We start from the raw sequence: 22053 nt of genomic DNA on the forward strand, positions 1-22053 counted from the left end.
TTTAATTTTTAACAAATATCAGGATGTCTTCGCACTTGACTTTAGCCATCAAGCGCCTGCGGCTTATCTTTATATTTCTTTCTTTTCTCAAGGCAAGGGAGAAGCCACGCTGAATTGCAGTGGTGATAAGGTCTTCGGTCGTTGATGCTCTAGCTTGAGATTCTCCAACCACTAACGCCATTGAAGAGCCTTTCTTTAGTATGCGAAAACTTTGTTCGAAAAAGTTAGTGATGAAGTTCATATAACGCTCATGACTATCTTTTCTAAATCGATTGGATCTAGCGCCCGATTCAACAGCTCGGAGTTTTTCGAAGTCTCTGAAACCCAGTCGTTCTGCGGCAAGCTCGTCCTTGTCGAACCATAAGTAGCTAAGCCGCTGAGATTTTACATAGTCGGCTACACCATAATATGGAGGTGATGTCATAATGAAATCGACATGTTCGCTTTTAATGGCTTTCATATTAGCTACGCAATCGCCCGCTAATAGTTTGTACCGAGAGCGTGTTTGTGCTCTAGTTTCGCCTTCAAGATGTACTTGAACTGCGTTATGTGATAGCTCTGTGACTTTTAGATATTCATTGCAAGCGTTTCTGAATATTAACAGAGCATCCTTCGACACTATTTCGAAAGTTTTTGGCTTGACGTTATCGCAAACCCAACCCCAGTGCCGCCCTTGCGAGGACGTGTTTTTTAGTATTCCTGAAAATATCGCGAGCAGGCATTTTCTTAGTTGAGGGCTCGGGGTCTCGAGGATAGATGTTAAAAGACGATTTAGTGTAAATAAAGTGTCCGGGTGATACCAATCTCTTAGCTCTTCTTCATGAGGGTGTGGCTCGGGGTGGAGCGTTCCAAATAAATCTTCCGACTGATTTATAATTTGATCGATTTGCTTGCGCAAACTTTTTGGATCTGGGAAAAAAAGTTTAGCCTCGCTCATAAGTAAAGCAATTGGGTTGGTATCGATTCCTATAAATTTTCTACCGAGCCTTATTGCCTCGACACCAGTAGTTCCAGATCCATTGAACGGGTCTAAAATGATGTCGTTCTTTTGAGTAAAAGCAGGAATCAGAGTGCCCGGTATTGCAGCTATGTAAGTTGCCGGGTACCAATGAAGAGAGTGTATTCCCGAATTGCTTTGATTTGGGAATGACCAGTCAATGCTTTCTAAATGTTCAGTTGAGTTCAAAGTGCAGCTCGTCCGTTTCTGCGAAGAAGCTTCCTTTATATGTTTCTGGGAATTCAGCTTCGAAAGTATCAACTTCAAAAAGATTGATGAAAGATGTTGTTGCTTCATCTCTCCAATCACTTATATCTTTTTTTAGTAGTTTAGCTTTGCCTTGCGTCTTTTTAATTAGTGCGACCATACAGCTCGTAGAGTTTTCTCCTAGCGTTTCTATTTCTGAGCCGTTATCGATGGAGATTTTTATTTCTCTACAGATTAAGCTTTTTTCATTCCATACAAAATAGCCGGAATCATTGAAAGGAACTTTCACCTTTTCAGCCATGAATTCGGCGATTTCAGCATTTTTTAATTTTTTTGATGTGTTGAAGTTTTTGAACCATACATAATCAACGAGGTGGTATTCGCAGCCGGATATCAACTGTTGCGCAAGAAGTTTTGTACTTTCGTGCTGTCGCAGTCTCTCCTCGAATTCTGGTTCTGTCATATACCAGTTTTCAGGAGTTATTATGTTGCTATCAACTGCTAGACGGACAAGGTCGGTTTGAAGTGCGTTGTATGGGATGCACTCTGGATGCGCTATTATCATAGTGTAAATGCGTTGTCTGAAATCTAACCATTGTTGAAGCGGCTTTATGGCTTCTCGGCCGAAGGATAGTCCTGACTTGTTGTTAAGTCGCATGTGTTTTCGTATTTCAACTATGTTTTCTCTGGCTTTATCCCAGCCAAGCATTGCTGCCATGCGGTGAACGTTATCAATGTTGTCAATGTCAATATCAGCAGATACAGCGCTGTGAGTCCCTTTTTTTGGACAAACTAAACTGATCACAGCGTTTTGGTCAACGTTATGCTTTCGCAAAATTTTTGCGAGTTGAAGCTGTTTTCCAGGGACTATTTCTTCATAGTCATTACCTTCGCCGATCACCCCACGAATTAGCTGTGAAAGCGTCTCTTCATGATTGAAGTTAGGTGCAACTCGCTTAAGTTCTGATTCTACTAAGTGACCATAAGGCGGGATGGCGGCGTCATGAAGAATTGCTGCTGCTAGCAGAGCTTTTGTCGCGTCAGGGCCAAGGTTACTATTGTGTGCAAGCTCAACCGCTAAGTATGTAACTCCGATGGAATGAGGCAGGCGTCGGGATCTACCAAGTTCTTGGATAAGGGGTACATCAAAATTCATTTGACGCATATTGCGCAGCCGATGGATCTCTGGGCTGTCGATAAGATCAGCGAGTAAAGCGGTTAGGTTTTCATCCGAAAACCGTATGATCCCATGCAAAATGTCGTGGAATTCCATAAGGCCCTTCATTTCAAGCGTAACGGTGGGTGCTACCCAAATTTTTCAATTGTACACGTTAAAGGCTCGCAGATCATACGGATAGCCCATGTCCTCCCAAGTTGTAGCCCTTATGTTCGAGTGGTCTGACACATGATTTTACATTCGTGCCTAGGGGCATCATGGTTGGATCAAGAGTTTTGCCTGGTTGGAACGCGCGCTCGCTTGTCGAGTGCGTGTGCTAGCCTGAAAATGAAGGAGCGCCCCAATTTCCAGCGTTCCTGGATGAGTCTGACCGCGCATTTAAGCCCGGAATTAAGCGATCTGCATCAGATGTCGAGCGTACGTAGGGGGGCATAAAAGTTTTGATGAGCTAGTCGAGAAGGGCGAGTCTCTGTGTCAGCAAGCGGTGGATTCGCTTCTACGTTACCATGGCGCTCAAAAAGCTAATCACTCCGGTGAAGAGGTTGAACGCTTTGAACTTAGAGAATTAAAACTGTCGCAGGAGCCGGCTAGGTCTGTTCTACCGCCTCCTGCTTTTCGCAACTGGCTCCGCTCCTACCCTTGACCCTACAACAGGCCGCTCAGACACGGAAAGCGAGGCGCCTTCCTTTGGGGAATCCTCGCGTCTGATGGGCGAATACTGAGAAAAAGGCGCCGTTATAGGTGGAAATGGCCCGCAGCCTCCGGCTGATAAAGCACTTTCTTGATCTCAATCCGGCGGGTCCGATCGGAAATTCGCCAGTCGATGGCGTCTCCCTCCTGATAGCCAAGGATGGCGGCGCCTATGTCGGAATACACGGAATGCTTCCCTGCGTTGCTGTCCGCGTCTTCAGGGTAGACCAAGGCCACTTCGAACTCTTCGTCGTCCAGTTGCAGCAACGCCCTGGAGTTCATCGTGATGACATTGCACGCCACCTGCTGCGGCTTGACGACAATGGCTCGCTCCAGCTCATGTTCGAGTTCAACAACCGCCGGGCCTTGCTCGAACGCAATTAGTTCCTCGAGCCTGGCCTTGTCGATTTCAGTGATGTAGATCCTGGTGGAGTCGCTACCGGCTCCTTCGCGCAAGAACTGGAGATAGCGCGCCGCCGTCATGGAAAATGACTTCAATGTCGGCGTTTCGCTCTCAAGCATAAAGCCGCTGCGCAGAAAGGCTTTCAGCGAGCGCGAGTTGTCCGGGTGAATCTTGGCGATGAGCTTCTTGGCCCGCATGTCGAGGAAGGCCAGTTTCATGCCTTCGCGGATCGTGCGGGCACCAAGATTTCGACCCCATTTGTCGCTGTCTCCGATGACCAGGACTATCTCGCAATTTGAGCCGGTCTTGATTAGACGGACAAAACCCACCGGGGCGTCATGCTGGTCATAGGCCATAAAGAATCTGCCGCCCCGGTTGAATAGATGAGTCAGGATCGGCAGCTGAGTCCGATCAATGACTTGCTCAATGGAGCGGGAGACATGACGCGAATCGCTCAGATAGCAGGTGATGCGTTCATCCTCTAACCAATCCATCAACGTCAGCGCGTGCGCCCGAGTAATTTCAGGGCACAGCGAAATGAAAGGCTTGTTCATCTTAACCACACTTATTTGTAAAGGATTGAAGCCCTTCATGGATATGTCATGGCGGTTCTTCGGCAACCGGATATTTTAAGACATACCGCGAGTAATGGCGAACACGCCAGAGAGTTCCAAGAGACCACCGCTTGCTGAACCCGAACCAGTCAAGCACTCAAGCCTCGATGAAGCCGACTCGTTTTCGTCAGCCAAAGAGTCTTTAAATGTGGTCGCGAATTGACGCACAATAAAACGTGTCTTTACGGATAATTCACGACTGCATCTACAGGAACTCAGTATGATCCGCCGCTATCATCCCAGCGACATTGACCACGTCCTCAATCTTTGGCTGGTCGCTTCGATTAAGGCGCACGATTTTGTCCCTGAAGCGTTCTGGCGCGAGCAATTAGGTGCCATGCGCGATCATTACCTGCCACAAGCCGAAACCCTAATACTTGAAGAGGACAGTCGGGTACTTGGTTTTTTGTCGTTGCATGAGAATCGTCTAGCTGCTTTGTTTGTCAGTCCTGAAGCCCAAGGACGTGGTTTAGGTCGACAGTTACTGGACGAAGCCAAGCGCTTGCGCTCGTCCCTTGAACTGAATGTCTACAGTGCCAACGACCGAGCGATAGCTTTTTATCAGGCTGGTGGCTTTTCAACGGTTGCTGAGTCGCTCGATCCAGTTACAGGCCAGCAAGAGTTCACGATGCGCTGGGGCTGCAGTTGAACAAAGTCGTCACGAAGGGCGCTTCACATAGGCGGGCGGCCTGTTTATCCAATCGAGCCGGCCGTTCCTGGCTGGCTCAAATGTAAAAATTTTTATCTGCCCTCTTGAAAGTTTTCCCGGCGAACATAAATTTTCATCACGCGACGCCGAATGCGGGTCGCGCACTTAATCACTTGGATTTAATCAGGAGATTTTGAGATGGCTACTACCCTTTCGTTGGCCCCTTTGTTCCGCCAATCCGTGGGCTTCGATCGCTTCAATGACCTGTTTGAGTCGGCGCTTCGCAGCGAGGCTCCGAACACTTATCCGCCTCACAATGTGGAAAAGCACGGTGATGACGAATATCGCATTGTCATTGCAGTCGCTGGGCTTACTGAAGCGGACCTGGATATTCAGGTCGAGAAGGGCGTTTTGACAGTCGTTGGCGACAAGCGCGAAACCGAGAAAGCAGTCACTTATCTGCACCAGGGCATCGCGCAACGAGCATTTCGGTTGTCGTTCCGTCTGGCAGACCACATCGAGGTGCGCGGTGCTTCGATGAACAACGGGCTGTTAAGCATCGACTTGCTGCGCGTGGTTCCTGAAGAGGCCAAGCCCAAGCGCATCACGATTGGCAGCGGGAAAGAGCCCGAACTGCGTCAGGTTAGTTTGCAATAAGTCAGCGGTAACAAAAAAGGCGCTCTTGGTAGCGCCTTTTTTGTGTGTGTGGAATCAAAATGCCTGCCGAGCAATACCTGGCCACGCAGAGTACCCAGTCGATCCATCAACCGGGCAATCCCGTCTGTTTAGAAGATATTCATCGGGTACTCGGTAATCAGCCGCGTCTGCACCAGATGCCCCCCGGTGGACGCATCACCATCGTGCCAAGCTTCCCGCAAGCGGAAGGACAGCTTCTTGGCCGGGCCACTCTGCACCACGTATTTCACTTCGGCGTCGGTTTCGTGTTCCTGGTCGTTGGCACCATAGAACCCGGTGTAGGCCGAATTGCCGGGAGTATGCGTACCGTCGATGCCGGCACCGCGAATATGACGGGCCATGAAGCTCAGGCCGGGGGCGCCGAAGGTGCCCATGTCCAGGTCATAGCGCATCTGCCAGGACCGCTCGCCCGGGCCGTTGAAGTCGGAGTACTGCACGGAGTCGGCGAGGTTGATCGAGTTGCCGTAGCGGCCGGAACCGACTCCGGCGTTGGTCTCCCCAAAGCCGACGTAGTCGAACGGCTCGTCACCATGCACCTTTTGCCCGACCAGCGTGAAGGTCTGCGCCCCCAGGGTGTAGGCAGCCGCCAGCGAGGCGGCGGTGGTGTCGATGGTGCCGGCCTTGGCGCTGCCGTCGTCCAGTGTGCGATAGAGGTTGAAGTCCAGCGCGACGGATTGGTCATCGGTCAGTGGATGAACAAGGTTCAGGTTGACGTAGTACTGGTTCCAGACATCTTCCAGGTGCGCTCCATACAGCGACGCGGTGAATTCCTTGCTGAACTGGTATTTGCCCCCCGCGAAGCTGGCCGACGACGCAGCCACACCTGCATAGCTGGCAAGAATGTCGCCGCTGCGCGAGGTGGTGGTGTTACCGGTGCCGGAGGTGTAGTGACCAGCCTCCAGGTTCAGGCCGGTGATTTCATGGCTGTCGATCTGGAAGCCTGATGCGGTCTGGGGCATCAGGTAGTTGTCGGCGGTGGCGAACACCGGCGATGTAGGCTGCAGGTCGCCGACCTTGAGCGTGGTGTTGGAAACACGGAACTTGATGTCTCCGCCGGCCTTCGCATAGCCTCGATCCGGATTGCCATTGGCGTCGGAGGGTATGGTCGGGCCGCCGGCACGGTCGGTGTCCCCGTCGATGCGCAATGCCAGGTCGGCAAACGCATCGATGCCGATGCCGATGGTGCCTTGGGTGAAGCCCGAGCTGTAGGTTGCCATCAGCGCCTGGCTCCAGTCACGGGTGTGGGCGCTGCTTCCGTTCTGGTTCCAGAACACGTTGCGGTTGAGGATATTCAAACTGCTGTCCGCGACGAAGCCCTTGGAGTCGGACTGATCGCTGGCGTAGCTCATGGCCGGCAAGGCAAATGCCAGCGCCACTGCCAAGGTATTGAGCTGAAGTAACGGTTGACGTTTTTTCATTATTTTTTGCTCCTGTGCACGAGTTCGTGTTGGAGCATTAAGGCGACAGCCCAGGCCATCAACAAATGAAACTGGATGAATGTTTTGATATCCCTTTTACTGAATTCCAGGCAAAGAAAAGCCCGCGATGGGGAGTGCGGGCTTAAAGGTGTTCACTTAGGAGCTGGGGTAACCATAAGCGCTCGACTGTGAAAGGGATGTGAAAGGTTGTTGGTTGCGTAGCGCATTGACCGCTATTGATCCTCCCCCCGCACAATCCTTCCCGCCTTCACCTCATCCGCGTACCCGCTGAGCTTTTCCTGCTGAGCCGCGAGCAGGGCGCCCATCTTCATGAGGGCGACAGCTTCGTCGGGTGATTTGGCGACCCCGGCGATACTGGCCAGCTCATTGACCGACCAGGCGATAACGGCCATCGCATCTTCGAGGTCGTAGAACAGCTCCTGCTGTGCGGTCCTTGGGCCGTCGAGCATTTCCATCAGTTCTGCCATTTACCCGTGCTCTCCAAAGAAGTGGTTCAGTGCCATCAGCTCAGACACCGTTGCGCCAATCCTCCTGTAACTCGGAAGACACGGCAATCGCGATTTTTCCTTGGATGCCGTTGTTAGGGCTCTCCAGCCGGGAATGGGCGAGTGGGATGTCGGCAAGCGAATAGACCGCGCCAAGATGTGGGCGCAGTTTACCGTTGGCTATCAGTGCGCTCATTTCATCCAGTTTGCCGCGGTTCTGTCGTGTGAAAACGAAGTGATAACTCGCGTTCTTGCCCCAGGCCTGAACCAGGTTTTGCGGGTGTGCAATGTCCACAATCGAGACCACGCGCCCCAGCTGCGCAAGCGCGTCCGGGCTGCGCGATAACGTGTTGCCGCCGATGGTATCGAACACGACATCGACTCCACGACCAGCCGTTTCTCGCTGGATGACGTCGACATAATCCTCCTTTTCGTAGTCGATGATCACATCGGCGCCCATGCTTCGTGCGAACTCGACGTTCACTTCGCGCACGGTTGTGAACACCTTGGTGCCCATGGCTTTTGCCAGCTGGATCGCCACATGGCCGACGCCTCCTGCGCCGCCGTGCACCAGGATGCTTTCTCCCACTTTGAGTGCCGCACGCACCACCAATGCTTCCCAGGCTGTCCCGCCGACCAGGCTCAGGCTTGCTGCCTCAAGGTGACTCAGCGAAGAGGGCTTCTTCCCGATAATGCTTTCGTGCGCCACGTGGTACTCGGCATAACTGCCCGGGCCTTCGAAAATTTGCGGGGTGTACCAGACTTCATCGCCGGGCGCGAAGGTCGTAACCCCCGGCCCGACTTCTTCAACAACACCCGATACGTCATGCCCGGTAATGGCTGGTAACGGCACCCAGTCAGAATAGTCGCCACGCCGGACCTGATAATCCAGCGGGTTGATGGAGGTTGCGTGTACGCGCACCAGGACTTGTCCTGCGTGTGGCACTGGCTTGGGCACGTCGCACAGTTCAAACGATTCCGGGCCGCCAAATGAATTGAGTATCAACGCTTTCACTGTATTTCCTCATTTCGATAAAAAGGGATATCGCGAAATCTAGATATCATGGGGCGAAAATTTACAGCTCTTTCCCCATGACTTCGGCAAGCATGCTGATGGTTGCTTCATTGCGCTTGTAGTAGGTCCACTGGCCGATACGCCGGGCTTCCACCAGGCCCACTCGCTGCAGGGTTGCAAGGTAACCGGACACCGTCGACTGCGAGAGTCCGATACCTTCTTGGATGCTGCTGACACACACACCCACCGTGTGAACGTCACCTTCATCTTGAGGCGGGAAGTTCTTTTCGGGATCTTTCAAACCTTTCAGGATTTCGAGGCGTGTCTGGTTTGAGAGTGCTTTGAATATTTCGAGTAAGTCCATGGCGCGATCATATCGAGAATTACCGATATGTCAATGTGCAGGTCTGTGTCATTGCTACCATTTCGCCGTAAACCAATACCTGGCGAGCTTTACCTGGTTCCTGAGACCTGACTGACCTTTGATACACATGTCTTCCATTTCCTCGGCGGACTCAGGAGGACCTTTCTTCACGCTAGGCTTCAGGCCATCCTGATAGGTTGGGCCAAACTCCGCAGAGGACTCTGAAAGGAGTCGAATCGCTTTGGCGTAGTCGTCTTCAAGATCCTGGGGCAGGGTGCCGCAAGCTGTTTTAGTGCGCTGATAAACCTGCCCCCACATGAAGCCCGATTTGTCAGGGGTGTTGAGATCCGAATAGGTATCGGCGGCTACGGGAGCGCAGATAAAAATCAGCGCCATTGCAGCCATTGACGTTTGCGTGAGCATCGCGAGTCAGCCCTTCCTTGCTTGCTTGAGGCGCACACAAATACCGGCAACCCTTCAGCATTTCAAGTCCTGTCCAAGCGAGCCCACGTCTTTCTCTGAAGCGGAAATTACCCCCACCGTTCGTCCATTGCCCGGCACTCGCGAGCCCGCACCGTTTCTCATGTTCAAGCACGGACATCCCGCGCGCCAGAACGGAGAGCCAGCATGGAAATTGACGAGAAGGCCCCTGGAAACGTATCCCAGCAGGGCGTAACCCGTGGTACAGACAATGAAACCGGGCATGATCCTCGGCGCGATCAACCTGAAGTACCTCTACCAGCGGACGACGACGCCCCTCTGGAAGAGGATATGTCGGATGTAGACGCCGCCGATTCTGTCGCAAGCGAACACCCCGACAACTGACAAATCCGAACAAGCCCGACGCACATTGCGCCGGGCTTTTCGGTGTCGAGCGGCGATTACGGCATCAGCACCGAATCAACCACATGAATCACGCCGTTGGACTGCATCACATCCGCAATGCTGATGCTGGCCTTGCCACCCTTGGCATCCACCACCCACAGCTTGCCGTCGTGCAGCTTGATCGTCAGCGATTCCCCCTGCACGGTTTTCAACATCACCATGCCGCCGTTCTTCTTGGCCTCGGCCATCAGTTGCGCAGAGGTATGGGTGCCAGGCACCACGTGGTAGGTCAGGATTTTCGTCAGGTCGGCTTTGTGCTCAGGTTTCACCAGCGTATCTACGGTGCCTGCCGGGAGTTTGGCGAAGGCTTCGTTGGTCGGTGCGAATACGGTGAACGGGCCTTTGCTGTTAAGGGTATCAACCAGTCCGGCTGCCTTGACCGCCGCCACCAGAGTGGTGTGATCCTTTGAGTTGACGGCATTTTCGACGATGGTTTTCGTCGGATACATCGCCGCACCGCCCACCATCACGGTGTCGGCGGCAACGCTGAGGGTGGTTGTGATGGAGAGGATCGTGAAGCAGGCGACGGCAGCAATTTTTTTGTAGAAAGCATGCATGATGTATCTCCTTGGTTCTTGTTCCCCCGGTTGAGGGTATTGAATCTACGTACCAAGGAGCAAAGTGGATGCATGCCTCGAAAAATTATTCGTTTGGGCGTCCCGTCGCACTTTTTCCCGATCTCCTGCTCTATCTCTGTCCCGACCACACTAATTCCCGGCGTGGACAGAAGACCCAGACCTGATGCCGATGGATCGCACGTTACCTGTTTTTATCACTCGATGGATGCGCCAGCCGCTGTGGCTCGCTGCGGTTTTGATGCTTTGCGCCAACGGTTGCAGCCAGCAGATGGGGCGCGATATTGCCACGCAGTTCAGCAACGGCAAGCCCGACGAGTTCTTCCAGACCAGCGTCGATCGCATGGCCACCCTGAGCATGCGCGACAACCTGCAAAGCCTGTATTTGCTGATGAGCAAACTCTACCTGCGCAACCCCAACCAGTGGCGTCAATCGGGTTACCCAGACGCTGTGACCGCCGCCCGGCAAATCCGCCAGGCCATCGAACTTCGCCAGCCGCTGCCCGCCCTTGGGGATCGCCGTGACCTGGCGGCGCTAAGCTATTCCCTGAGCCCGGAATTCCGCGGCGACCGTGTGGGCGCCTTCATCTACGCGATCGGCAGCATGCTGGTGACAGCACATGGCGGGCGCACCGAGTTTTATATAACGGACTCGATCAACCCCCAGTTCGTCAGCAATGCCGCGCGCAATATCGAGAAGGCCACCTGGCTGCTCAGCCAGCGCCAGGACGCCAATGGCTCGCTGTTGCTGTTTTCCAACGAGATCTCGGAGGCGGGCAGCAACCTCAGTTTCGCCGTCGAATTCGGTAAGATCGTCGCGCGCCTCGACCTGTTGACCCAGATGCAAGACGAGCGCTACCGGCGCATTGGTCTCAACTACGCGCAAAGCTTGCTGCTGATGAATTTCCTGCCGGTGCAGTAACGCGCCGCATACTCAGCGCCTCCCCGTCCGCGTACTCACATCCACCCACACCGCCAGCACCAGAATGCTGCCCTTGACGATCATCTGCCAGTAGCTGTCGACATCGAGCATCGACATGCCGTTGTCCAGGCTGCTGATCACCAGCGCGCCGAGCAGGGCGCCGTACACCGTGCCCGAACCGCCACGCATCGATGTGCCGCCAATGAAACATGCCGCGATGGCATCCAGTTCGCCCATGTTGCCCGCCGAAGGTGAACCGGCCGCCAGGCGCGCGGTGTTGACCAGCCCGGCGAGAGCGCACATCACGCCCATGATCCCGAAGATCCACAGCTTGACCGCCTGCACGTTGATCCCGGACAGGCGCGTGGCTTCCATGTTGCTGCCCACCGAGTAGATGCGGCGGCCGAACACGGTCTGGCTGGTGACGTAACTGAACACCCCCAGCAGCACCAACAGAAGCAGCACTGGCACGGGAATCCCGTCGTAGCTGTTGAGGGTGTAGACGAAGCCGGCCAGCACGAAACCGATCAGCACCACACGCACGCTGTCCCGCAGCATCGACGGCAGTGCCAGCCCGTGCAGGGCGCGGTTGTGGCGTTGGCGCCAGGTCAGGAACACTGTCAGCCCGAACAGCAATACGCCGAGAATCACCCCGACCACCGTCGGCAAATAGCCCTGGCCGATGTACACGAGTTCCGGCGACACCGGCGCAATCGTGGTGCCGCCGGTAATGCCCAGCAGCACCCCGCGAAACGCCAGCATGCCGCCCAGCCCGACGATGAACGAAGGAATGCGCAGGTACGCAGTCATGTAGCCGTTGCCCAGGCCAATCAACAAGCCGCAGAGGGCGACGATGGCCAGGTTGAGCGGCAGCGGCACGTGATAGACCACATCCAGAATCGCCGCGACACCGCCGAGCAAGCCGAGCATCGAGCCCACCGACAGGTCGATCTCGCCACTGATGATCACCAGCACCATGCCGCACGCCAGAATGCCGGTGATGGACATCTGCCGCAGCAGGTTCGACAGGTTGCGCGGGGTCAGGAAACCGCCTTCGGTCTGCCAGCTGAAAAACACCCAGATCAGCACCACGGCGATCAACAGGGCGAGCATTTTGTAGCGGGTGAAAAGCTGTTTGACCTGGTTCATTTACGCGGACTTCCGATCATTATTATTGTCATGCCCGTTTGGTTGGCTGAGGGCGGCGGCGAGTACCTGTTCCTGGGTCAGGCCCTGGTTGATGAAGTCGCCGCGCAGTTGGCCTTCGCCGATCACCAGTACCCGGTCAGACACTCCCAGTACTTCGGCCAGCTCCGAGGACACCATGATGATCGACACGCCTTTGGCCGCCAGCGCGCCCATCAATTTGTAGATCTCGTATTTGGCGCCCACATCCACGCCGCGGGTGGGTTCGTCGAGGATCAACACCCGGGGTTTGGTCAGCAGCATCTTGGCCAATACGGCTTTCTGCTGGTTGCCACCGGAGAGGCTGGTGATCGGCAGGAACGGGTTCGCCGTCTTCAGGTGCATGCGTTTGATTTCCTGCTCGACGCTGCCCAGTTCCGCCTCGGCATCGATGCGCGTCAGGTGCGAGAAACTGTCCAGCACCGCCAGGGTGATGTTTTGCCCGACGCCCAGGTCCGGCACGATGCCCTGGCGCTTGCGGTCTTCCGGGACCATGCACAGCCCCGCGCGAATCGACTTCAGCGGCGTGCGCGTATCAATCGGTTTGCCGTCCAGCCACACCTCGCCTTCGTAGCGCCCGGGGTAGCTGCCGAACAGCGCCGACACAAGCTCCGTGCGGCCCGCGCCCACCAGCCCGGCGATACCGAGGATTTCGCCACGGCGCAGGCTGAACGAGACATCGTCCACGCGCTTGCGGCCCGGGTTATCGACGTCGTAGCAGGTGATGTGGCGCGCCTCGAACAGCACCTCGCCGACGGCGTGGGGTTCGGTGGGGTAGAGGTTGCTCATCTCACGGCCGACCATCTGCGTGATGATGCGCGACACGTCCATGTCGGCCATGGCTGTGGTCGCGATGTGCTTGCCGTCGCGGATCACCGCGATGGTGTCGCAGATGGCCGAGACTTCATCGAGCTTGTGGGAGATGTACACGCAGGCGACACCCTTGGCCTTGAGCCCGCGGATGATGTCCAGCAGCACCTCGATTTCCGAGCGGGTCAGCGCCGACGAGGGTTCATCGAGGATCAGCAGGCGCGCCTGCTTGTTCAGGGCCTTGGCGATTTCCACCAGTTGCTGGTAGCCGCCACCGTATTGAGAAACGGGCAGGGCGACGTTCATGTCCGGCACTTTCAGCTCGCGCATCAGGGCTTCGGCGCGGTGCATCATGGCGGGGTAGTTCATGCGCCCGCCGGGCAGTGTCAGCTCGTGGCCCATGAAGATGTTTTCGGCCACCGAGAGGTCGGGCACCAGGGTCAGTTCCTGGTGGATGATCACGATGCCGCAGGCCTCGGTTTCGGCGATGGAATGGGCGCGCAGCGGCTGGCCGTCCCAGATGATTTCGCCGTCCCAGGTGCCATGGGGATACACCGCCGACAACACCTTCATCAGGGTCGATTTGCCGGCGCCGTTCTCGCCGCACAACCCCACGCATTCCCCGGGTTTTACCTTGATGTCGATGCCATTCAGGGCTTTGACGCCACCGAAGGTTTTGACGATGTTGTTCATTTCCAGCAGGTAGTCGGACATGGCGGGCACTCATTCCACAGCGAAAAGGCAGGAGCGGCCTCAAGCTGCCCCTGCAGTGAGCCGTACGCTTACTGCCCGGCGATTTGCGCTTTGGTGTAGAACCCGTCTTCTTCCAGCACGTTCACGTTGTCTTTGGTCAATGCGGTCGGCTTGAGCAGGATGCTCGACACCTGTTTGCTGCCGTTGTCGTACTGCGAGTTGTAGGCCGGTTTCTCGTCACGCACCAGTTGCACCGAGAGCTTGGCCGCCTCTGTCGCCAGCAGCTTCAGGGGCTTGTAGACGGTCATGGTCTGGGTGCCGGCGATCACGCGCTTGATCGCGGCGAGGTCGGCGTCCTGGCCGGAGACCGGTACCTTGCCCGCGAGTTTTTGTGCCGCCAGGGCCTGGATCGCGCCGCCGGCGGTGGCGTCGTTGGAGGCGACGATGCCGTCGATTTTATTGCTGTTGGCGGTCAGGGCGTTTTCGACAATGCTCAGGGCTTCGGTGGGGTTCCATTCCTTGACCCATTGCTGGCCGACAATCTTGATGTCGCCCTTGTCGATCGAAGGCTGCAGCACCTTCATCTGGCCCTGGCGCAGGATCTTCGCGTTGTTGTCGGTAGGTGCGCCGCCCAGCAGGAAGTAGTTGCCTTTAGGCTGCGCGTTCAACACGCCCTGGGCCTGCATCTCGCCGACCTTTTCGTTATCGAAGGAGATGTAGGCGTCGATATCGGCGTTCAGAATCAGCCGGTCATAGGACAGCACTTTCACCCCGGCTTTCTTGGCCTCGGCCACCACGTTGTTCAGCACCGTGGCATTGAACGGCACGATCACAATCACATCGACGCCCCGGGAGATCAGGTTTTCAATCTGCGAGATCTGCCGCTGTTCGTTGGCGTCCGCCGATTGCACATAGACCTTGGCGCCCAGTTGCTCGGCGGCGGCGGTGAAGTAATCACGGTCGCGCGCCCAGCGCTCAAGGCGCAGGTCGTCGATGGAAAAGCCGATTTTCGGATGGGCCGCGTCGGCCATGACCGAGTTGGAAAGCAGTGCCAGAACGCTGGTGAATAAGACGGTTTTCAGGTGTTTCATGATGGTGAGTCCCTTTTATTGTTGTTTAGACGCACTTCTGGACCTGGAGCGTAGCGGTCATGGATAGATAAAGCGATTGACCACGCCTTCGAGCATTTCCTGGCGGCCACTGACGGCTTTTGGGTTGAGTTCATGGCTAAAGGCATGCTCGGCCAGCGATTCCAGGCTGAAGTCACCGCCGAGTACGGAACGTCCGAACGATTGGTCCCAGCCAGCATAACGCTGGGCCTTGAACTGCTCGAGGGCATCGTTCTGGACCATGGCGGCTGCGCGTTCCAGGGACAACGCCAGCACGTCCATCGCGGCCACGTGGCCATGGAACAGGTCCACTTCATCGAGGCTTTGGCGACGCACTTTAGAATCGAAGTTGTAGCCGCCGCCTTTGAAACCACCGGCCTTGAGTACCTCGTAGGTGACCAGGGTCAGTTCCTCGACGCTGTTGGGGAACTGGTCGGTGTCCCAACCGTTCTGTGGGTCGCCGCGGTTGGCGTCGATGCTGCCGAAAATCCCCAGGGACGCGGCGGTGGCGATTTCATGATGAAAGCTGTGGCCGGCGAGGGTGGCGTGGTTGGCCTCGATGTTGACCTTGATCTCTTTCTCCAGGCCGAACTGATGCAGGAAGCCAAACACGGTGGCGCTGTCGTAGTCGTACTGGTGCTTGGTCGGCTCCTGTGGCTTGGGCTCGATAAACAGCTCGCCGGTGAAGCCGATCTTGTATTTATGCTCGACCACCATGCGCATAAAGCGCCCGAGTTGTTCGCGCTCGCGCTTGAGGTCGGTATTGAGCAGGGTCTCGTAGCCTTCGCGGCCGCCCCACAACACATAGCTGGAACCCTTGAGGCGGTGGGTGGCATTCATCGCGCTGAACACCTGAGCCGCCGCATAGGCAAACACCTCGGGGTTGGGATTGCTCGCGGCGCCGGCGGCAAAGCGCGGGTTGCTGAAGCAGTTGGCCGTGCCCCACAGCAGCTGGATGCCGGTCTCTTCCTGATGGCGTTCGAGTTCATCGACCATCTGCGCAAAGTGGTTGCGGTACTCCGCCAGGCTGGTGCCTTCGGGGGCGACATCGGTGTCGTGGAAACTGTAGTAGTCGATGCCCAGCTTGGAGAAAAACTCAAACGCGGCATCGGCTTTGCCGCGCGCCACCTGCATGGCTTCCCCCGGTTGCTGCCAGGGCCGCTGGAAGGTGCCGGAACCGAACATGTCACTGCCGGGCCAGACGAAGTTATGCCAATAACACGCGGCCATCCGCAGGTGCTCGCGCATCGGTTTGCCGAGGATCAGTTTGTTCGCATCGTAGTGCCGGAAGGCCAGGGGAGAGTCGCTTTGCGGGCCTTCGTAAAGGATTTTATCGACAGCGGGAAAGTAGGGCATCGCCAGATCCTTGTTGTTATGAGTGCACGTTAACCTTGCCTCGATACTAGCAACGGCCCCCGGCCAACCGATTATGAAAATCACCAGAGCGGGGTTCGATTTTGAGTAGCTTTGGGCGCATAGTTGATTGACACCTCCCCTGGAGCCGCCCTGTGAAAACCGTCCCGCCAGTGCACCGGATTGCCCTGCTGTTCAACGGCAACAAGATCTACGATCGCGGCATCATCACCGGGATCGGCAACTACCTGAGCAGTACGCGGGTGTCGTGGGATCTGTTTCTGGAAGAGGATTTCGTCTGCCGGCTCAAGGGCATCGAGCGCTGGCATGGCGACGGGATCATCGCCGACTTCGACGACCCGGCGATGGGCCCCGCGCTGGCGGGTGTGCATGTGCCGGTGGTGGCGGTGGGCGGGTCTTATGAAGATGAGCGGGCTTACCCACGGCATATTCCGTACGTGGCCACCGACAATTTCGCCCTGATCAAGCTGGCCTATGAACACCTGATCGAAGCCGGGCTGACGCGCTTCGCCTGTTTCAGCCTGCCGCAAGCTGATATCAACCGCTGGGCCCAGGAGCGCGAAAAAGCCTTTCGCCGCCTGCTGGAGCGCGATGGCCTGCCCGTGGAGGTGTATCGCGGGCTGGGCACCAGCGCACCGCTGTGGGATTCGGCGGTGGAGCAGCAGATCGCCTGGTTGCACAGCCTGCCCAAGCCCATCGGCATCATCGCGGTCAGCGACGCCCGTGCCCGGCAGTTGCTGCAAGCGTGCCTCACCGCCGGCATCCCGGTGCCGGAGCAAGTGGCACTGATCGGCATCGACAACGACCCGCTGACCCGCACCCTGACTCGCGTGCCGCTGAGTTCGGTGATCCAGGGCACCGAAAAAATGGGCCGCACCGCCGCACGCTTGCTGCACCAGATGTTGCATGGCATGCCGTCGGCGGGCAGCCAGATCCTGGTGCCGCCGGAAGCGGTCAACGTGCAGACCTCAAGCCTGCACCAACCCCTCGGCCATCCCTACGTGATGCAGGCGCTGCACTTCATTCGCCAGTACGCCTGCCAGGGCATCAAGACCGCCCAGGTCGCCAACTACGTCGGGGTGTCGCGTTCGTCCCTGGAAGCGCATTTTCGCAGCGAACTGAATCGCAGCGTCCACGACGAAATCCTGCGCTTCAAGCTCGCGGCGGCGGTTGCGAGCCTGGAAAATACCGGGGCCGGCATTGCTGATATTGCCTACGACTGCGGGTTCAAATCCGCGCAGTACCTGCACACGGTGTTCAAGCGTGAGTTCGGGTGTACGCCGAGGGAGTATCAGGTGGGGCAGGTTGAACGCGATTCGAACGATGTCATTTCTTTGTCGCCTTGAGTCCCTATTTTGTCCTGAGCCTTGCTCCAGAACCTCAAGGGATTGAATCGTCTTATGCCGACTCTTACACGCAGAAAGCTGCTGCAGGCAGCTGCCATCGGATCCGCCTACACCCTGTTGCCCGACTCCATTCGCCAGGCCCTGGCGATCCCCGCCAACAACCGTACCGGCACCATCATGGACGTCGAACATGTGGTGATCCTGATGCAGGAAAACCGCTCATTCGATCATTACTTCGGCACCTTGCCCGGCGTGCGCGGGTTCAGTGACCGCTTCACCATTCCGCTGCCGGGCGGGCACCGGGTGTGGGAGCAGCAGGGTGTCGGGCGGCGGATTTTGCCCTATCACCTGGACAGTTCCCGTGGCAACGCGCAGCGGGTCGACGGCACGCCCCATTCCTGGAGCGATGAGCATGCCGCGTGGGGCAGTGGCCGGATGAATGCCTGGCCGACGTACAAGACGCCCACCTCGATGGGCTACTACCGCGAGCCGGAAGTGCCGTTCCAGTTCGCCCTGGCCAACACCTTTACCTTGTGCGATGCCTACCATTGTTCGGTGCACGCCGGCACGAATCCCAATCGCCTGTTCCACTGGACCGGCACCAACGGCCCGACTGGCGCGAACGTGGCGGCGGTGGTCAACGAATGGGACGGCCCCGGTGCCGTGAGCGTGGGCTACACCTGGAAAACCTATCCTGAGCGCCTGGAAGAGGCGGGCGTGAGCTGGAAGATTTATCAGTACTTGCCGGATAACTTTGGCGACAACCCCTTGGCCGGATTTCGTCAGTTTCGCGCGGCCAGTGTCGCGGCCGGCAACCCCGCGGTGCCACCGAAGGACTTCAAAGACTTTGTGCCTTACAGCGACCAACTTAATGCCCGCGTGCCGCTTTACAAAGGCAACGGCAACACGCTCCCGGCCGTCAGCGGCAGCGACCTCGAGGCGATCATCCAGGGCTTTCGCAAGGACGTGAACGACGGGCGCCTGCCTCAGGTCAGCTGGCTGGTGGCCCCGGCCAATTACTCCGAACATCCCGGGCCTTCCAGCCCGGTGCAGGGTGGCTGGTTCACCCAGGAAATCCTCAAGGCGTTGACCGCTAATCCGGACGTTTGGAGCAAGACCGTGTTGCTGGTCAACTACGATGAAAACGATGGATTCTTCGACCATGTGCCGTCGCCATCGGCTCCATCCAAACGCCTGGACGGCAGCTTTGCAGGCAAGTCCACAGTGAAGTTCGACAGCGAAATTTTCACCCACCCGGCACCCCCCGGCACGACTCAGCAACCCGCACCCGACGGCGGCGTGTACGGACCCGGCCCGCGAGTGCCGATGCTGGTGCTGTCACCGTGGAGCCGTGGTGGCTGGGTCAACTCCCAGGCGTTTGATCACACCTCCGTGCTGCAATTCCTGGAGAAGCGTTTCCACGTACGCGAGCCCAATATCAGCGCCTGGCGCCGCGCCGTGTGCGGCGACCTCACCTCAGCCTTCAACTTCGTCAACCCCAACACCGAGACCCTGCCGCCGCTGCACACCATCAGCCGCCAGGCCGCCGACTCCCTGCGCCAACGCCAGGAGCAACTGCCCCAGGTCGCCCTGCCAACGGTGGGCCAGCAACAGGCGCCGTTCCAGGCGCGAATGGCCCGGCCCTCCCGAGCGCTGCCGTACCAGTTGAACGTCGAGGGCTCGGTTGACCGTCGCGCCAGCTCTGTGAGCCTCGACTTCTTCAACAATGGCGAACAAGGCGTGGTGTTCCACGTCTACGACCGCCTGCACCTGGACGAGGTACCACGCCGCTACACGGTAGAGGCCGGCAAACACCTCAGCGACACCTGGCAAGTCGCGGGTGCCTACAAGCTTTGGCTGTTGGGGCCGAATGGCTTCCACCGCTCGTTCAAAGGGCACCTACAGCGTCGCGAACCCGAGTTATCCCTGGCGTATCACGGCGACACCTTGCTGCTGACCCTGGTCAACCCCGGCAAGCGTGCTGCCTCGGTGACCATCGAGCGCTGCCCTTACACCAAGCAGGGGCCCTGGCTGCTGGAGATTGCGGGCGGCAGTACAGTGCAACGCACGTTCTCATGCCAGCCGAATGGGGGGTGGTATGACTTCAAACTGCGTGACGAGCATGGTTGGGTGCGGCGAGTGGCGGGGCGCATCGAGACGGGAGCGCACAGTATCAGTGATCCGTTGATGGGTAAGCGGGTGTAAAAGGCTGTTGATCGCTGGGGGGATTTCGTAAGCCCTTTCCCTGTTTTCCGTAGGAGCAGGGCTTTCTCCCCATGCAGTGCTTGAAACAACACCGCCCTCGGCAATAGCCTCACGTTTTTCCTGAAACTGAGGCCCGGCATTGGGTAAGCGAAAAACGGTATGGCCCACGGAGCGGGAAGTTCGACTGCGCTTTATCCTGCTGGCAATCATTGAAACCGCCTCCAATCGAGGCGTTCCCATTGAGCGACTTTTGCTCTCGTACATTCTGCTGCGCAACAAGCCAACCCAAGAGCAACTGTGGGAGGCGATCAGCGATTGCCTGCTCCTCGATGAGATGAGCGGCTTTCGCTTTGAACCCGGGTCGGAAGCCGATCGGTTGATGCGCAACATCAGCAGCGAAACCGATCAGGCCTGACGAGCCACCAACATCGGCGTACGCGGCGGCACCCGGCGCTTGCTCCCTGTCGACTCATACGCCGACGCCAATTGCAGCAACGCCGAATCATCATAAGCCCGACCGGCAAAGGTCAGCCCCACCGGCATGCCAATGTCCGCCATAACGCCCATCGGCACCGTCACTGTCGGTACGCCCAGGTGGCGGATGGCGAGGTTGCCGTTGGCCACCCACACACCGTTGCTCCACGCGATATCCGCCGACGCGGGATTCACATCCGCATCCGCCGGGCCTACGTCGGCGACGGTCGGAAAAATCACCGCGTCCAACCCCAACTTATCCATCCAGTCTTCAAGGTCGATGCGCCGTGTCTGTTCCAGGCCACGCAGGCCGTCGGGCACGGTGCTGATCTTGTCCCACGGCGTGATGCCGCGCTCGGCCATGCGCACGTACTCGTCCATGCCGGCGGCCAGGTCGTCTTCGCGGTTGGGCAGGGTGCCGGGGTCGTGGGGGAAAATTTTCGGGCCGTCGACATCGGCCAGGCGGTTCAATGCAGGGTCATTGTTGGCACGCAGAAAATCATCGAACGCCCAGGCGGACAGTTCCCACAATTCATCGTGCAGAAATTCCTTCGACACCAGGCCTCGGGTAAACACTGTCGGTGCGCCCGGGCGATCGCCTTCGCAATTGGAAACCAGCGGGAAATCCACCTCGATCACTTCTGCACCGGCTGCTTCGAGTGCCTTGCGCGCGGCTTCCCACAAGTCAATGACCGAGGCGCGGGTGTTGATGCGCTGGCCGGTGGGGCCACCGATTCCCGGGTCGTCGCTGGTGCCGGCTTCGGGGTCGGCGTTGATGTACATGCGTGGCACGCCGAAGCGTTTGCCGGCGAGCGCATCGCCGGTCGCTGCCAGGGCGCCATAGGATTCGGGGCGAACCGAAGCGACGCTGGGGATTGGCACCCAGGGTTGCATCCGCCACAGGTCGCCGCGCGTGTCGGGGTCTTCCGCCACTACTACATCAAGCACTTCAAGCAGGTCGGCCATGGTCCGGGCGTAGGGCACGACCACGTCCATGGTCGGGGTCAGCGGCCAGTTACCGCGCACCGAGATCACGCCACGGGACGGTGTATACGCACACAGGCCATTGTTGGAGGCCGGGCCGCGCCCGCTGGACCAGGTTTCTTCCGCCAGGCCAAATGCCGCGAAGCTGGCCGCAGTGGCCGTGCCGGCACCGTTGGAGGAGCCCGAAGCGAACGGTGCGGTCAGGTAGTCGGCGTTGTACGGGCTTTCTGCCCGGCCATATACACCGCGCTGCATGCCGCCATTGGCCATGGGCGGCATATTGGTCTTGCCCAGGCAAATGGCGCCGGTGGCCCGTAGCCGCTCAATGGTGAACGCATCGCGATACGCGGTCAGGTTGGCAAAAGCCGGGCTGCCGGAGGCGGCCGTGAGGCCCTTGACCAGGTAGCTGTCCTTGGCTGTATAGGGAATGCCGTCGAGCGGGCCGAGGATTTTACCGCTGGCCCGGCGTGCATCGGACGCGCGGGCTTCCTCCAGCGCTTGAGGATTGCGCACCACCACGGCGTTGAGGGCGGTGGCGGTGTTTGGGGCATCGAAGGCGTCGATTCTGGCGAGGTAGGCCTCTACCAGTTCAACCGCCGTGGTCTGGCCGGACTCTAGCGCAGCGCGCAGCTGGGCAATGGAAACTTCGGTTACTTCGATCACGTGGTTATCGCCGGGCAGAAAAGGGGAGGGGTTGAGTGCTGACTCAAGCCATTCAGTCAAAGTAGCTTACTGATAGATTTTTCATAGCGCCA

21 protein-coding genes are annotated in these 22053 nt (G+C 57.6%); 7 read left to right on the forward strand and 14 right to left on the reverse strand.

From position 1 onward, the window contains the following. Position 1: 1 nt before the first annotated feature. The 3 genes from SNL23_RS18260 to SNL23_RS18270 all read right to left on the reverse strand — a co-directional run bounded on the left by SNL23_RS18260 (position 2) and on the right by SNL23_RS18270 (position 4028). Entirely contained in the window at positions 2-1186 is a 1185-nt protein-coding gene (locus tag SNL23_RS18260) for a DNA methyltransferase (protein WP_318303020.1), read from the reverse strand. Beyond that, positions 1173-2477 (reverse strand): HD domain-containing protein, encoded by a 1305-nt coding sequence (locus SNL23_RS18265; protein ID WP_318303021.1) that lies wholly within the window; start codon positions 2475-2477, stop codon positions 1173-1175. The genes SNL23_RS18260 and SNL23_RS18265 overlap by 14 nt, the downstream gene beginning before the upstream one ends. Before the next feature lie 639 nt (positions 2478-3116). Then, positions 3117-4028, reverse strand: coding sequence for a bifunctional GNAT family N-acetyltransferase/nucleoside diphosphate kinase regulator (locus SNL23_RS18270; RefSeq protein ID WP_318303054.1), 912 nt, complete (start codon positions 4026-4028; stop codon positions 3117-3119). 280 nt (positions 4029-4308) lie between these two features. Between SNL23_RS18270 and SNL23_RS18275 the strand changes: the two genes are divergently transcribed. Next, entirely contained in the window at positions 4309-4737 is a 429-nt protein-coding gene (locus tag SNL23_RS18275) for an N-acetyltransferase (protein WP_318303022.1), read from the forward strand. Positions 4738-4935: 198 nt separating this feature from the next. Next, positions 4936-5394: an Hsp20 family protein gene (locus SNL23_RS18280; RefSeq protein WP_003219642.1), complete on the forward strand. Its 459-nt coding sequence runs from the start codon at positions 4936-4938 to the stop codon at positions 5392-5394. A 128-nt stretch (positions 5395-5522) separates the two neighbouring features. On the opposite strand, the gene SNL23_RS18285 is transcribed toward SNL23_RS18280, so the two are convergent. From SNL23_RS18285 to SNL23_RS18305, 5 genes are all read right to left on the reverse strand, one after another. Then, entirely contained in the window at positions 5523-6851 is a 1329-nt protein-coding gene (locus tag SNL23_RS18285) for an OprD family porin (protein WP_318303023.1), read from the reverse strand. Between the two features lie 233 nt (positions 6852-7084). Further along, on the reverse strand, positions 7085-7339 hold the full coding sequence (locus SNL23_RS18290) for a hypothetical protein (RefSeq protein ID WP_017477095.1): 255 nt from the start codon (positions 7337-7339) through the stop codon (positions 7085-7087). Between the two features lie 40 nt (positions 7340-7379). Beyond that, positions 7380-8372, reverse strand: a complete 993-nt coding sequence (locus SNL23_RS18295) for a zinc-dependent alcohol dehydrogenase family protein (protein WP_318303024.1) — start codon at positions 8370-8372, stop codon at positions 7380-7382. A gap of 61 nt (positions 8373-8433) precedes the next feature. Next, positions 8434-8736 carry an ArsR/SmtB family transcription factor gene (locus SNL23_RS18300; RefSeq protein WP_318303025.1) on the reverse strand — a complete coding sequence of 101 codons (303 nt, stop codon included), beginning with the start codon at positions 8734-8736 and terminating at the stop codon, positions 8434-8436. Positions 8737-8790: 54 nt separating this feature from the next. After that, positions 8791-9159: a hypothetical protein gene (locus tag SNL23_RS18305; RefSeq protein WP_318303027.1), complete on the reverse strand. Its 369-nt coding sequence runs from the start codon at positions 9157-9159 to the stop codon at positions 8791-8793. Positions 9160-9363: 204 nt separating this feature from the next. On the opposite strand from SNL23_RS18305, the gene SNL23_RS18310 reads away from it, so the two are divergent. Then, the gene (locus SNL23_RS18310) at positions 9364-9561 is read left to right on the forward strand and encodes a hypothetical protein (RefSeq protein ID WP_318303029.1); all 198 of its coding nucleotides are present in this window, start codon (positions 9364-9366) and stop codon (positions 9559-9561) included. 56 nt (positions 9562-9617) lie between these two features. On the opposite strand, the gene SNL23_RS18315 is transcribed toward SNL23_RS18310, so the two are convergent. Next, positions 9618-10178 carry a fasciclin domain-containing protein gene (locus tag SNL23_RS18315; protein ID WP_318303031.1) on the reverse strand — a complete coding sequence of 187 codons (561 nt, stop codon included), beginning with the start codon at positions 10176-10178 and terminating at the stop codon, positions 9618-9620. A gap of 190 nt (positions 10179-10368) precedes the next feature. Between SNL23_RS18315 and SNL23_RS18320 the strand changes: the two genes are divergently transcribed. Next, entirely contained in the window at positions 10369-11118 is a 750-nt protein-coding gene (locus SNL23_RS18320) for a hypothetical protein (protein ID WP_076017135.1), read from the forward strand. 12 nt (positions 11119-11130) lie between these two features. On the opposite strand, the gene SNL23_RS18325 is transcribed toward SNL23_RS18320, so the two are convergent. The 4 genes from SNL23_RS18325 to xylA all read right to left on the reverse strand — a co-directional run bounded on the left by SNL23_RS18325 (position 11131) and on the right by xylA (position 16271). Further along, complete coding sequence (locus SNL23_RS18325; RefSeq protein WP_076016803.1) at positions 11131-12267, reverse strand: sugar ABC transporter permease; 1137 nt, start codon at positions 12265-12267, stop codon at positions 11131-11133. Beyond that, a complete protein-coding gene (gene xylG / locus SNL23_RS18330) occupies positions 12268-13827 on the reverse strand; it encodes a D-xylose ABC transporter ATP-binding protein (protein ID WP_318303032.1) in 1560 nt (519 codons plus the stop codon). A 68-nt stretch (positions 13828-13895) separates the two neighbouring features. Further along, entirely contained in the window at positions 13896-14897 is a 1002-nt protein-coding gene (gene xylF / locus SNL23_RS18335) for a D-xylose ABC transporter substrate-binding protein (RefSeq protein WP_076016805.1), read from the reverse strand. Between the two features lie 57 nt (positions 14898-14954). Then, entirely contained in the window at positions 14955-16271 is a 1317-nt protein-coding gene (xylA, locus tag SNL23_RS18340; RefSeq protein ID WP_167663343.1) for a xylose isomerase, read from the reverse strand. A gap of 152 nt (positions 16272-16423) precedes the next feature. On the opposite strand from xylA, the gene SNL23_RS18345 reads away from it, so the two are divergent. The 3 genes from SNL23_RS18345 to SNL23_RS18355 all read left to right on the forward strand — a co-directional run bounded on the left by SNL23_RS18345 (position 16424) and on the right by SNL23_RS18355 (position 20255). Continuing rightward, positions 16424-17635 (forward strand): XylR family transcriptional regulator, encoded by a 1212-nt coding sequence (locus SNL23_RS18345; protein ID WP_076016807.1) that lies wholly within the window; start codon positions 16424-16426, stop codon positions 17633-17635. Positions 17636-17689: 54 nt separating this feature from the next. Continuing rightward, positions 17690-19840 (forward strand): phosphocholine-specific phospholipase C, encoded by a 2151-nt coding sequence (locus SNL23_RS18350; RefSeq protein WP_167663342.1) that lies wholly within the window; start codon positions 17690-17692, stop codon positions 19838-19840. 139 nt (positions 19841-19979) lie between these two features. Continuing rightward, entirely contained in the window at positions 19980-20255 is a 276-nt protein-coding gene (locus SNL23_RS18355; RefSeq protein WP_076016808.1) for a hypothetical protein, read from the forward strand. Here SNL23_RS18355 and SNL23_RS18360 read toward each other — a convergent pair. Then, entirely contained in the window at positions 20246-21961 is a 1716-nt protein-coding gene (locus SNL23_RS18360; protein WP_076016809.1) for an amidase, read from the reverse strand. The genes SNL23_RS18355 and SNL23_RS18360 overlap by 10 nt on opposite strands. Between the last annotated feature and the right edge of the window lie 92 nt (positions 21962-22053).

The organism is Pseudomonas sp. SED1 (assembly GCF_034044025.1).
Classification (GTDB): Bacteria; Pseudomonadota; Gammaproteobacteria; order Pseudomonadales; family Pseudomonadaceae; genus Aquipseudomonas.